Raw genomic sequence first — 12,710 nt, forward strand, 5'->3', positions numbered from 1 at the left:
GGCCGACCACACGTCACCCGCGCGGCCCGTTCCACGCCCCTGCTCACTCCCCACCACATGGAGGCCATGCGGTGCACACCCTGCCGCAGCAGCTGGCCAACGGGCTGTTCCTCGGCTCGATGTACGGGCTGATCGCCATCGGCTACACGATGGTGTACGGCATCGTCCAGCTCATCAACTTCGCCCATGGCGAGATCTTCATGACCGGCGGCTTCGGCGCGCTCACGGTCTACCTCTACGTCCTGCCCGACGGCACATCCATGTGGATAGCCCTCCCGGCGATGCTCATCGGAGGCGGACTCGTCTCCGTCCTCATCGCCGTCGGAGCGGAACGGTTCGCCTACCGACCACTGCGCGGCGCGCCACGCCTGGCACCCCTCATCACCGCCATCGGCCTCTCCCTCGCACTCCAGCAGGCCGTCTTCAACTGGTACCCGGACGCCAAGACCGACCGCAACTTCCCCCAGCTCGCCTTCGGCCCCTGGCACCTCGGCTCCATCAGCATCCAGAGCGGCTCCGTCTTCGTGATCATCGCCGCCCCCCTCTGCATGGCGGCCCTCGCCTTCTTCGTCCGCCTCTCCCGCACCGGCCGCGCCATGCAGGCCACCGCGCAGGACCCGGACACCGCACAGCTGATGGGCATCGACACCAACCGCATCATCGTCATCGCCTTCGCCATCGGCGGATTCTTCGCCGCGGTCGCCGCCGTCGCATACGGCCTGCGCTACGGACAGATCAAGTACGACATGGGCTTCCAGATGGGCCTCAAAGCCTTCACCGCAGCCGTACTCGGCGGCATCGGCAACATCTACGGCGCCATGATCGGCGGCCTGGTCCTCGGCCTCGCCGAAACCATGGCCACCTCCTACATCGACAACATCCCCGGCATGCAGCAACTCGGCGGCGGCGGCTGGTCCTCCGTCTGGGCCTTCGTCCTCCTCATCCTCGTCCTGCTGTTCAGGCCACAAGGCCTCGTCGGCGAACGCGTAGCGGACAGGGCGTGACCACCATGACAACCACCGCGAAGACCACCCCCACCACACCGGACACCCCGCGCGGCCTCATACCCCTGCCCCAGTCCGCCGCCCGCGTCCTCATCGCCCTCGGCGCCATCGGCACCATCGGCAGCACCTACATGTCCTGGACCTGGACCTCCGACTTCCCCGGAGACCTCACCTACTACGGCTCCCCCGCCGGACTCCAGATCCTCGACCTCGTCGCCGGCGTCCTCACCCTGTTCTACGCCCTCACCCGCTGGAACATACGCGGCCTGAACTGGCTCAACCCCGCAGGCGCCACCGCACCCGTCTTCCTCGCCGCCGCATCCGCCTTCACCGTCAGCTGGTTCAGCGCACTCGCCATCGCCATCGACCTCGGCGGACTCGTCAACCTCGACCCCGGCGCCTACCTCGCCGCCGTCGCCTCCCTGATCGCCATCCTCGGCGCCCTCGCCCTGCCCAGCCCCGGCAACACCGCCAAAGCCTGGGTCAGCAAACCCGACAACATCCCCCCCGCAGGCAAACTCCCCGCCTGGGGCGAACGCCTCGTCATCACCGCCGCCACCGCCGTCGGCCTCATCACCTTCGCCTACGGCATCGGCGTCGACCCCGACGCCAGCGAAACCTTCATCGGCTTCCTGCTGCTCGTCGTATTCGGCTCCTGGGCACTCCTCGCCGCCGGACTCGTCGAACGCTTCTCCGTCCTCAACGCCCGGCACAAAGGATTCGCCACCTCCATGGCCTTCCTCGCCGCCGCGATCTTCCCCTTCGTCGAGAACAACGAACACAACGCCAACCTCGGCGTGAACATCCTCGTCGTCGCCACCGTCGCCCTCGGCCTCAACATCGTCGTCGGCCTCACCGGACTCCTCGACCTCGGATACGTCGCCTTCCTCGGCGTCGGCGCCTACGCCGCAGCCCTCGTCTCCGGCTCCGAGTTCTCCCGCTTCTCCGGCATCCAGTTCCCCTTCTGGGCCGCCATGCTCACCGGCATGGCCGCCTCACTCATCTTCGGCGTCCTCATCGGCGCCCCCACCCTGCGACTGCGCGGCGACTACCTCGCCATCGTCACCCTCGGCTTCGGAGAGATCTTCCGCATCACCGTCAACAACCTCGACGGCACCTCCGGACCCAACATCACCAACGGACCCAACGGCATCTCGATGATCCCCGACCTGGAGATCTTCGGCTTCAACCTCGGCAGCAGCCACACCATCGGCTCCGTCACCATCGGCCGATTCGCCAACTACCTGCTGCTGATGCTGATCATCACCGCCATCGTCGTCCTCGTCTTCAACCGCGCCGCAGACTCCCGCATCGGCCGCTCCTGGATCGCCATCCGCGAAGACGAAACAGCCGCCACCGCCATGGGCATCAACGGCTTCCGCGTCAAACTCATCGCCTTCGCACTCGGCGCCTCACTCGCCGGCCTCGCCGGCACCGTCAGCGCCCACGTCGGCTACAGCGTCAACCCCGCCCCCTACCAGTTCGCCGGCTCCGTACCACCGAACTCCGCGTTCCTCCTCGCCGCCGTCGTCCTCGGCGGCATGGGCACCGTAGGCGGCCCCATCCTCGGCGCCACCCTGCTCTACCTCCTCCCCGAGAAGCTCAGCTTCCTCAAGGAGTACCAACTCTTCGCCTTCGGCCTGGCCCTCGTCATCCTGATGCGCTTCCGCCCCGAAGGCATCATCGCCAACCGGCGCCGCCAGCTCGAATTCCACGAAACAGAACAAGCCGACATCCCCGAACAGAGCCTTCCCGACACCACCGTCGGCGTCACCAAGGCAGGGGCGTAAACCACCATGACCACCACCACCGCCACCAGCCCCGTCCTCGAAGCCACCGGCGTCACCATGCGCTTCGGCGGCCTCACCGCCGTACGCAACGTCGACCTCACCGTCAACTCCGGTGAAATCGTCGGCCTCATCGGACCCAACGGCGCCGGCAAAACCACCTTCTTCAACTGCCTCACCGGCCTCTACGTCCCCACCGAAGGCAAAGTCGCCTACAAAGGCACCGTCCTACCCCCCAAACCCCACCTCGTCACCAGCGCCGGCATCGCCCGCACCTTCCAGAACATCCGGCTCTTCGCCAACATGACCGTCCTGGAAAACGTCCTCGTCGGCCGCCACACCCGCACCAAAGAAGGCCTCTGGTCCGCCCTCCTGCGCGGCCCCGGCTTCCGCAAAGCCGAAGCCGCCTCCCGCGAACGCGCCATGGAACTCCTCGAGTTCATCGGCCTCGCCCACAAAGCCGACCACCTCGCCCGCAACCTCCCCTACGGCGAACAACGCAAGCTCGAAATCGCCCGCGCCCTCGCCAGCGACCCCGGCCTCCTCCTCCTCGACGAGCCCACCGCCGGCATGAACCCACAAGAAACCCGCGCCACCGAAGAACTCGTCTTCGCCATCCGCGACAAAGGCATCGCCGTCCTCGTCATCGAGCACGACATGCGCTTCATCTTCAACCTGTGCGACCGCGTCGCCTGCCTCGTCCAAGGCGAAAAACTCGTCGAAGGCACCTCCGAAGTCGTCCAGGGCGACGAACGCGTCATCGCCGCCTACCTCGGCACCCCCTTCGAAGGCGCCCCCGGCGACGAAGAAATCGCCGAAGTCGAAGCAGCCGAGGCCACCGGAGCGCAGAGCACCACCAGCACGGAAGGAAGCGCCCAGTGACCGCACTCCTGGAGGTCGAAGACCTCAAGGTCGCCTACGGCAAGATCGAAGCCGTCAAGGGCATCTCCTTCACCGTCGAAGCCGGCCAGATCGTCACCCTCATCGGCACCAACGGCGCCGGCAAGACCACCACCCTGCGCACACTCTCCGGGCTCCTCAAACCCCGCTCCGGCAAGATCACGTTCGACGGCCAGCCCCTCAACGGCACACCCGCCCACAAGATCGTCGCCCTCGGCCTCGCCCACTCCCCCGAAGGCCGACACATCTTCCCGCGCCTCACCATCGCCGAAAACCTCCAGCTCGGAGCCTTCCTCCGCAAGGACAAAGAAGGCATCGAAAAGGACATCCAGCGCGCCTACGACCTCTTCCCCATCCTGGGAGAACGCCGCAAACAGGCCGCGGGTACCTTGTCCGGCGGTGAACAGCAGATGCTCGCGATGGGACGGGCACTGATGTCCCAACCCAAGCTCCTCATGCTCGACGAACCCTCCATGGGCCTCTCCCCGATCATGATGCAGAAGATCATGTCGACCATCGTGGAGCTCAAGGCCCAAGGCACGACGATCCTCCTCGTCGAACAGAACGCCCAGGCAGCACTCTCACTCGCCGACCAGGGCCACGTCATGGAGATCGGCAACATCGTCCTCTCCGGCACCGGCCAGGACCTCCTCCACGACGAATCCGTACGCAAGGCCTACCTCGGCGAAGACTGAGACCGGTCCTTCCCGGCTGTACGACGAGGCCCGCGCCCCCTGGTTCCCCAGGGAGCGCGGGCCTCGTTCTGTCTACGGACGCCGGGAGTCAGCCCTTCGCGGCCTTCTTCTCGTCCGCGTCCTGAATGACCGCCTCCGCAACCTGCTGCATCGACATCCGACGATCCATCGACGTCTTCTGAATCCAACGGAACGCAGCCGGCTCCGTCAGCCCGTACTCGGTCTGCAGAACCGACTTCGCGCGGTCGACGAGCTTGCGGGTCTCAAGACGAAGAGTGAGGTCGGCGACCTCCTTCTCCAGCTCCTTCAGCTCCGTGAAACGCGAGACAGCCATCTCAATGGCCGGCACGACATCACTCTTGCTGAACGGCTTCACGAGATACGCCATCGCACCCGCGTCACGGGCCCGCTCGACGAGGTCCCGCTGCGAGAAGGCAGTGAGCATCAGGACGGGGGCAATGCCCTCCTCGGCAATCTTCTCGGCCGCCGAGATACCGTCCAGCTTGGGCATCTTCACGTCGAGGATCACGAGGTCCGGCTGGTGCTCACGGGCAAGCTCGACGGCCTGCTCGCCGTCACCGGCCTCACCGACGACGCTGTAGCCCTCCTCCTCCAGCATCTCTTTGAGGTCGAGCCGGATCAGGGCCTCGTCCTCGGCGATGACGACACGGGTCGTCAGCGGAGGCACGTGCGACTTGTCGTCGTCGGGCGCGTCTACGGGCTGGGGCGACTCGGGGGAGGTCACGGGGGCTCCTTGTTACGGGCCGGGGCAGGTGCTGCTCCCCCAGAGCCTACCTAGCTGCGGCTGCGTGCGGTGACCCGGTATGCTTCCGATCAGCCAGTCTTGCCGGGTTGGTGGAATGGCATACACGGATGTCTCAAACACATCTGCCCGAGAGGGCTTGCGGGTTCGAGTCCCGCACCCGGCACTTGTGATCAGGAAGCGGATGTCCACGTTCTCGTGAACATCCGCTTTTTGCTACGCATGGCCACGCTCAGTAACGCACAGTGGCCACATGGAACAGCACAGCCCTTCGATTCGCACGCAAGCTGTCGCACTCATGCGCCATGGCGTCCCCAATCGCATCGTGGCGGAGCGCCTCAACATTCCGCGCGGAACCATCGGCTGGTGGCGCAGCGAAGACCGCAAAGCGCGCGGCGAGGCGTATGCGCAGCCGACAGACTGCCCCCAATGCACAGGGCGTGAGTTTGACGCGATCGCCTACTCGTACCTGCTGGGCCTCTACCTCGGCGACGGCCACATCATCTCGAAGCCCAAGCAGCACCACCTGTCGATCTTCTGCAACGCGGCGCAGACAGGCCTAATCGCCGCCGCCGAGAACGCCATGCGCAAGGTGATGCCGCTCCCTCACGTCAGCCAACGCGTTAAGCCGGGCTGCGTCGAGGTGAAGTCGTACACGAAGCACTGGACCTGCATGTTCCCGCAGCACGGCCCCGGCAAGAAGCACGAACGCCGCATCACCCTCGAACCCTGGCAACAGGAAATCGTCGCCGCGCACCCTTGGGAATTCATCCGCGGCCTCATCCACTCCGACGGCTGTCGACTCACCAACTGGACGACCCGCGTGGTCGCCGGAGAGCGCAAGCGCTACGAATACCCGCGGTACTTCTTCACCAACGTGTCCGACGACATCCGGCGGCTCTATACCGACACGCTCGACAAGCTGGGCGTCGAGTGGACTTACTGCAAGCGCAATGGAAACCCGTTCAACATTTCCACCGCCCGCAAAGCCTCCGTAGCCCTCATGGACACCCACGTAGGCCCCAAGTACTGACCCCAGCCCCCTACTTGGGACTGTCGTCCTCCCCGATGTGATGCACCCGCACCATGTTCGTCGACCCCGAAACCCCCGGAGGCGACCCCGCCGTAATCACCACGACGTCCCCCTTCTCGCAGCGGCCGTACTTCAACAGCAGCTCGTCCACCTGGTCGACCATCGCATCCGTCGAGTCCACGTGCGGGCCCAGGAACGTCTCCGCACCCCACGTCAGGCTCAGTTGCGACCGTGTCGCCGGCTCCGGCGTGAAGGCCAGCAGGGGGATCGGGGAGCGGTAGCGCGAAAGGCGGCGGGCGGTGTCGCCGGACTGGGTGAAGGCGACCAGGAACTTGGCGCCGAGGAAGTCGCCCATTTCCGCTGCCGCGCGGGCGACCGCGCCGCCCTGGGTGCGGGGCTTGTTCCGTTCCGTGAGGGGCGGGAGGCCCTTCGCGAGGATGTCCTCCTCCGCCGCCTCGACGATTTTGGCCATGGTGCGGACCGTCTCGATGGGGTATTTGCCGACGCTCGTCTCGCCGGACAGCATGACCGCGTCCGTGCCGTCGATGACGGCGTTGGCGACGTCGCTGGCCTCCGCGCGTGTCGGGCGGGAGTTGTCGATCATGGAGTCGAGCATCTGGGTGGCCACGATGACCGGCTTGGCGTTGCGTTTGGCCCGTTTGATGGCGCGCTTCTGGACGATGGGGACTTGTTCCAGGGGCATCTCGACGCCCAGGTCCCCCCGCGCGACCATGATGCCGTCGAAGGCGGCGACGATGTCGTCGATCGCGTCGACTGCCTGGGGCTTCTCCACCTTGGCGATCACCGGGAGGCGGCGGTCTTCCTCGTCCATGATGCGGTGGACGTCCTTGATGTCGCGGCCGCTGCGGACGAAGGACAGTGCGATGATGTCGCAGCCCGTGCGGAGGGCCCAGCGCAGGTCTGCCTCGTCCTTGTCCGAGAGGGCGGGGACGGAGACCGCGACGCCGGGGAGGTTGAGGCCCTTGTGGTCGGAGACCATGCCGCCTTCGATGACGGTGGTGTGGACGCGGGGGCCGTCGATGTCGGTGACTTCGAGGCAGACTTTGCCGTCGTCGACGAGGATGCGTTCGCCGGGGGTGACGTCGGTGGCGAGGCCGGAGTATGTGGTGCCGCAGGTGTGGCCGTCGCCTTCGGCGCCCTCCTCCACGGTGATGGTGAAGGTGTCGCCGCGTTCAAGGAGTACGGGGCCTTCGGTGAAGTGGCCGAGTCGGATCTTCGGGCCTTGGAGGTCGGCGAGGATTCCGACGCTGCGGCCGGTCTCGTCGGAGGCCTTTCGCACGCGCTGGTAGCGCTCCTCGTGTTCGGCGTGGGTGCCGTGGCTGAGGTTGAGTCGGGCGACGTCCATTCCGGCTTCGACCAGGGCTTTGATCTGGTCGTACGAGTCGGTGGCGGGCCCCAGAGTGCAGACGATCTTTGCTCGGCGCATGGTTTGAGCCTAGGCCTTACCGGTGGGTAGAGAATTGGGCCTGCATGACCACTCAACAACCTTTGGATGAAGGGTCGTTGACAAGTATTGAATTGTGCAGATGCATGCACCGATGAGCATTCGAACGGCTCCGGACCCGGGGTCTAGAGCTGTGGTGGGGCCATGGTGAATCGGGCGTTGACGGCGGCGTGGATGTGTTGGCGTTGGGGTTCGAGGTCGAGGGGTGCGGCGGTGTCTTCGGTGGTTGCGCCGTAGGCCATGGAGCGCATGCGGGTGCCGGGGGCGGGTGGGTGGGGCTGGGTGTCTTCGGCTCCGATGTCGGCGAGTTCCACGAGGGCGGCGAGTGTGGTGCCGAGTGCTTCGGCGTATTCCCTGGCTCGTTGGACTGCTTCTTTGACGGCTTGTTGGCGGGCTTGGCGGTGGGCGGGTGAGTTGGGGCGGAGGGCCCACCAGGGGCCGTCGACTCGTGCGAGTTCGAGGTCGGCGAGGCGGGTGGTGAGTTCGCCGAGGGCGGTGAAGTCCGTCAGCTCGGCGGTGATGTGGACGCGTCCGTGGTAGGCGTGGATGCGTTCGCCGCGACCGTGTTCCTTGAGTTCGGGGGTGATGGAGAAGGAGCCGGTTTCGAGGCGTTCCACTGCCTCGCCGTATGTCTTGATGAGGTCGAGGGCGGTGGTGTTGCGGCGGGTGAGGTCGTCGAGGGCGGCGCGGCGGTCTTTGCCGCGGGAGGCGACGGTGATGCCGATGCGGGCGATTTCGGGGTCGACTTCGAGGTGGGTTTCGCCGCGGACGGCGATGCGGGGGGCGTTGGGGGTGCCGTAGGGGAGGGCGGGGTGGGTGGGGTCTGCGGGTGGGGTGGTCATACGTCCCACTGTGTCAGTTCTTGGTTGGTTGCTGGTCTCGGATGTGGGGGTTGGGTCATCGGATCGAGACGTGCGGGGGCTGTTGCTGGTTGCCATGCCCGGGTCAGAATCTACGCGCGTTGTTGACCATTCGCCGAGGAGATCCTGACATGCCCTTGAACCGTGAGAACCGTCAGAACCGTCAGAACCGTGTGAACCGTCGGAAGTTTCTGAAGGAGTCCGCCGCGGCCGGGGCGGGGGTGGCGATCGCTGGTGCGGTGGCGGCGCCGGCGGCGCAGGCTGCGGAGAGCGCGGCGGCGAAGAGGCCCGCCAGGCGCTACTCGCTCACCGTGATGGGCACGACCGATCTGCACGGGCATGTCTTCAACTGGGACTACTTCAAGGACGCGGAGTACTCCGACAAGGCGGGCAACGCGCAGGGGCTGTCCCGTGTCTCGACGCTGGTGAACCAGGTGCGTGCGGAGAAAGGCCGTTGCAACACGCTGCTGCTGGACGCGGGCGACACGATCCAGGGCACTCCGCTGACGTACTACTACGCGAAGGTGGACCCGATCACCGCGCAGGGTGGTCCGGTGCATCCGATGGCGCAGGCGATGAACGCGATCGGGTATGACGCGGCGGCGCTGGGCAACCACGAGTTCAATTACGGGATCGAGACGCTGCGGAAGTTCGAGGAGCAGCTGCGTTTCCCGCTGCTGGGTGCGAATGCGCTGGACGCGAGGACGCAGAAGCCGGCTTTCCCGCCGTACTTCGTCAAGAAGTTCCGGGTGCCGGGGCTGCCGTCGGTGAAGGTGGCGGTGCTGGGGCTTACGAATCCGGGTATTGCGATCTGGGACAGGGCTTATGTGCAGGGCAGGTTGGTGTTTCCGGGGCTGGAGGAGCAGGCCGCGAAGTGGGTGCCGAGGCTGAAGTCGATGGGTGCGGATGTGGTGGTGGTGTCCGCGCACTCGGGGTCGTCGGGGACGTCGTCGTACGGTGATCAGTTGCCGTATGTGGAGAATTCGGCGGCGTTGGTGGCTCAGCAGGTGCCGGACATCGATGCGGTTCTGGTGGGGCATGCGCATGTGGAGATCCCTGAGTTGAGGGTCACCAATGCGAAGACGGGGCGGACGGTGGTGTTGTCGGAGCCGCTGGCGTTTGCGGAGCGGCTGTCCCTCTTCGATGTGGAGCTGGTCTTCGAGAGGGGCCGGTGGGGTGTGGAGTCCGTGTCGTCGAAGGTGTTGAACTCGAATTCCGTCGCCGACGATCCGAAGATCACCAAGTTGTTGTCGGATGAGCATGCGAAGGTCGTCGCGTATGTCAACCAGGTGGTGGGTACGGCGACGGAGACGCTGACGACGGTCGAGGCGCGGTACAAGGACGCGCCGATCATCGATCTGATCACCAAGGTCCAGGAGGACGTGGTGAAGGCGGCGCTGGCGGGTACGTCGTATGCGTCGCTGCCGGTGATCGCGCAGGCCTCCCCCTTCTCCCGTACGTCGGAGATCCCGGCGGGCAAGGTGACGATCCGGGATCTGTCGAGCCTGTACGTGTACGACAACACGCTGGTCGCGAAGGTGCTGACGGGTGCCCAGCTCAAGGCGTACCTGGAGTATTCGGCGGAGTACTTCGTGCAGACGGCGCCGGACGCGGTGGTCGACGTGGAGAGGCTGACGAACGCGAACAACCGCCCGGACTACAACTACGACTACGTGTCGGGGCTGTCGTACGAGATCGATGTCGTCCAGGCGGCGGGGTCGCGGATCAGGAACGTGACCTACAACGGTGCCGCGCTGGACGACGGGCAGAAGTTCGTCTTCGCGGTGAACAACTACCGGGCCAATGGCGGTGGTGCCTTCCCGCACGTGGCGTCCGCGCAGGAGGTGTGGTCGGAGTCGACGGAGATCCGCACGCGGATCGCGGAGTGGGTGACGGCGAAGGGTGTGCTGGATCCGAAGGACTTCGCGTCGGTGGACTGGCGGCTGACTCGGGGTGGTGTGCCGGTTTTCCAGAGTGTCTAGAGCTTGAGCAGTGACAGGTCCACGGCGTCGGCGATGGCTTTTGCGCCGGCGTCGTTGACGTGGAGTCCGTCGCCGCCGTTGAGGTCGGGGCGGATCCGGTCCGGTTCGGCGGGGTCGGCGACGGCGGCGGCGATGTCGATGACGGCGTCGAAGGGGTGGTCGGTGCCGAGCAGCCAGGCGTTGACCTGGTGGCGTACGGTCTGGCCGGTTTCGGTGTCGTAGCCTTCGTGGACGGTGCCGCGGTAGGGGCCGATGGTGGAGCCGATGACGGTGAGTCCCGCGGCGTGCAGTCGGTCGGCGAGGGTGGTCAGGCCTGCGATGAATTGGGCGGCGGTGGGGCCTTCGGCGGGCTGGGGGTGGGCGATGAGGCCGGGGAGTCCGAGGTCGTTGAGGCCGATGTGGATGAGGACGTGGCTGACGCCGGGGACGGCGAGGACGTCGTGGTCGATGCGGGAGAGCAGGTGGTCGCCGATCTCGTCGGTGAGGAGGCGGTTGCCGGAGATGCCCTGGTTGACGATCCAGCCGCGGGTGAGTCGGCGGTTGAGCTGTGCGGGGAAGCTGTTGTCGGTGCCGGGGGTGGTGAAGGCGCCTTCGATCCAGGAGTCGCCGAAGGCGACGGCGATGCGGGTGTCGGCGGGGGCGAGGACGTCGACGCCGGTGAGGAAGTGGCCGGTGGGCAGTTCCTCGGCGTGGTGGAGGAGTTCGGCGGAGAGTTGGTTGCCGGGGACGGCGTGTCCGGTGTCGTAGGGCACTGCGCTGTAGGTGCTCAGGCCGGTGTCGCCCGGCAGGTAGAGGCTGACGGTGAGTTCCTCGCCGGCGCTGACGGGGAGTTCGACCGGGTCGCTGGTGATCTCCTCGCCGACGGGGATGGTGGTGGTCTCGGTGCCGGAGAAGCGCAGGGGTGTGTCGCTGGTGGGGTCGATGCCGCTGCCTTGGGTGCGTACGGCGAGGTGGGCGCCGCCGATGTCGAGGGGTTCCTTGCCGTAGCGGTTGCTGAACCGTAGTCGTAGCGCTTGGCCGCTTCCGGCGAGGCGGAGTGACTGCCTGATGGTCTGGCCGGAGAAGCCGCGGGGTTCGAAGAGGTGGAATGCCTCGTGCGGGTTGATGACGGCGGCGCGGTGGGCTGCGATCCAGGTCGTGGTCATGGTGTGCTCCAACACCGCGGCCGCCGGGGTTCTTCCTCCTGTGATCGGCGGGGGTGTGCTGTGCGTGTTCGGCGGCCGTACGGCGGCTGTCCGTCGGTCAGGCCGCCTGGGTGAGTTCGGCGCGGCCGAACAGCAGGGCGTAGCCGGCGGGGAGTTGGGCGAGGATGCGTGTGGTGAGGTCCTGGCCGGCGAGTTGGGCGACGATGCGCAGGACGGTGCCGGTGTCCCAGCGGGTGGTGGCCGGGGTGCCGCCGGTGCGGTTCGCCAGGTCCTTGACGAGGCCCCATCCGGTGACGGGTTCGGTGGCGGGGATCTGTGAGGTGAAGGTGAGGGCGGCCTCGTGCGGGAGTGCGGCGGCGAGTTCCACGCGTTCATCGCCCGTGAGTTGGCGTCCGAAGGCGGCGAGCACGGCCTGTACGGCCTGCTCGGCCTGTGCGCGGGTGGCGTAGGCGCCTTCGTAGCGCACGTGCTCCAGCATCTGCTCGAATGTCATGCCCGTGGTGGACCGGCACGGCTGCTGCTGGGAAATCATCGCTGGCGCGGTTGCCTTTCTCGTGTGGGGTTGTCACGACACCGGTGGCGGGGCGCCTGGCACCGGCCGCCGGTGTCGCGGGGTCAGGGAAATGAGCGGTGTGGCTGTCTGTGGGCCGGATGTGGGTCAGGCGGGCTGGGGGTGGCCGATCAGCAGGTCGTAACCGGCCGGGAGTTGGAGGAGGATGCGGCCGGTGAGTTCGTCGCCGGCCGCGTCCGCGGCCACGCTGAGCACGGCGCCGACGTCCCAGGCCGCGGTCTGTTCGGTGGCTCCCTCGATCCAGGCCGCGGTGGCCCGTACGAACCGCTGGGGGGTCAGTGGCTCGCGGGCCTGGAGGGGATTGAGCAGGACGAGTGCCAGATCCTCCGGCAGCCTGGCGGCCAGTTCCGCCCGTACCTCGCCCACCAGGTGCGCGCCCAGCAGTGCCAGCACCGTGCGGGCTGCCTGCTCGGCCTCCTTGGTGGTCTCGTACTTGCCGCGTTCCTTGACCTGGTCCAGGAACGCCTCCCATCGCATCACCATTGCTGCTCCCATGCCTGTGTGC

General features: G+C 66.7%; 12 protein-coding genes and 1 tRNA gene. 7 read left to right on the forward strand and 6 right to left on the reverse strand.

Going from position 1 to position 12,710, the window contains the following annotated elements; all coding sequences use genetic code 11:
* Positions 1-71 precede the first annotated feature (71 nt).
* The 4 genes from LJ657_RS10215 to LJ657_RS10230 are packed head-to-tail and all read left to right on the forward strand — an operon-like array spanning position 72 to position 4,386.
* On the forward strand, positions 72-1,004 hold the full coding sequence (locus LJ657_RS10215; protein ID WP_232648107.1) for a branched-chain amino acid ABC transporter permease: 933 nt from the start codon (positions 72-74) through the stop codon (positions 1,002-1,004).
* 5 nt (positions 1,005-1,009) lie between these two features.
* Positions 1,010-2,794: a branched-chain amino acid ABC transporter permease gene (locus LJ657_RS10220; protein WP_232648418.1), complete on the forward strand. Its 1,785-nt coding sequence runs from the start codon at positions 1,010-1,012 to the stop codon at positions 2,792-2,794.
* Positions 2,795-2,800: 6 nt separating this feature from the next.
* Complete coding sequence (locus LJ657_RS10225) at positions 2,801-3,673, forward strand: ABC transporter ATP-binding protein (protein ID WP_232648108.1); 873 nt, start codon at positions 2,801-2,803, stop codon at positions 3,671-3,673.
* Complete coding sequence (locus LJ657_RS10230; protein ID WP_232648109.1) at positions 3,670-4,386, forward strand: ABC transporter ATP-binding protein; 717 nt, start codon at positions 3,670-3,672, stop codon at positions 4,384-4,386. Before LJ657_RS10225 ends, LJ657_RS10230 begins: the two co-directional genes overlap by 4 nt.
* An 88-nt stretch (positions 4,387-4,474) precedes the next feature.
* Here LJ657_RS10230 and LJ657_RS10235 read toward each other — a convergent pair whose 3' ends face one another.
* On the reverse strand, positions 4,475-5,131 hold the full coding sequence (locus tag LJ657_RS10235; RefSeq protein ID WP_232648110.1) for an ANTAR domain-containing response regulator: 657 nt from the start codon (positions 5,129-5,131) through the stop codon (positions 4,475-4,477).
* Positions 5,132-5,232: 101 nt separating this feature from the next.
* Between LJ657_RS10235 and LJ657_RS10240 the strand changes: the two genes are divergently transcribed.
* Together LJ657_RS10240 and LJ657_RS10245 are read left to right on the forward strand one after the other, a co-directional pair.
* Positions 5,233-5,315, forward strand: a tRNA-Leu gene (locus LJ657_RS10240).
* 87 nt (positions 5,316-5,402) lie between these two features.
* A complete protein-coding gene (locus LJ657_RS10245) occupies positions 5,403-6,182 on the forward strand; it encodes a helix-turn-helix domain-containing protein (RefSeq protein ID WP_232648111.1) in 780 nt (259 codons plus the stop codon).
* A 10-nt stretch (positions 6,183-6,192) separates the two neighbouring features.
* Here the strand turns inward: LJ657_RS10245 and pyk are convergent, their stop codons facing one another.
* Positions 6,193-7,629, reverse strand: coding sequence for a pyruvate kinase (pyk, locus tag LJ657_RS10250; protein ID WP_232648112.1), 1,437 nt, complete (start codon positions 7,627-7,629; stop codon positions 6,193-6,195).
* 143 nt (positions 7,630-7,772) lie between these two features.
* Positions 7,773-8,489, reverse strand: coding sequence for an SIMPL domain-containing protein (locus tag LJ657_RS10255; protein ID WP_232648113.1), 717 nt, complete (start codon positions 8,487-8,489; stop codon positions 7,773-7,775).
* Positions 8,490-8,638: 149 nt separating this feature from the next.
* Between LJ657_RS10255 and LJ657_RS10260 the strand changes: the two genes are divergently transcribed.
* On the forward strand, positions 8,639-10,489 hold the full coding sequence (locus tag LJ657_RS10260; protein ID WP_232648114.1) for a bifunctional metallophosphatase/5'-nucleotidase: 1,851 nt from the start codon (positions 8,639-8,641) through the stop codon (positions 10,487-10,489).
* Here the strand turns inward: LJ657_RS10260 and LJ657_RS10265 are convergent.
* From LJ657_RS10265 to LJ657_RS10275, 3 genes are all read right to left on the reverse strand, one after another.
* On the reverse strand, positions 10,486-11,634 hold the full coding sequence (locus tag LJ657_RS10265) for a GDSL-type esterase/lipase family protein (protein ID WP_232648115.1): 1,149 nt from the start codon (positions 11,632-11,634) through the stop codon (positions 10,486-10,488). The two genes, LJ657_RS10260 and LJ657_RS10265, sit on opposite strands and share 4 nt — an antisense overlap.
* 97 nt (positions 11,635-11,731) lie before the next feature.
* On the reverse strand, positions 11,732-12,166 hold the full coding sequence (locus LJ657_RS10270; RefSeq protein WP_232648116.1) for a DUF2267 domain-containing protein: 435 nt from the start codon (positions 12,164-12,166) through the stop codon (positions 11,732-11,734).
* A 126-nt stretch (positions 12,167-12,292) separates the two neighbouring features.
* On the reverse strand, positions 12,293-12,688 hold the full coding sequence (locus tag LJ657_RS10275; protein ID WP_232648117.1) for a DUF2267 domain-containing protein: 396 nt from the start codon (positions 12,686-12,688) through the stop codon (positions 12,293-12,295).
* Positions 12,689-12,710: the final 22 nt, after the last annotated feature.

Source organism: Streptomyces guryensis (assembly GCF_021261325.1).
Classification (GTDB): domain Bacteria; phylum Actinomycetota; class Actinomycetes; order Streptomycetales; family Streptomycetaceae; genus Streptomyces; species Streptomyces guryensis.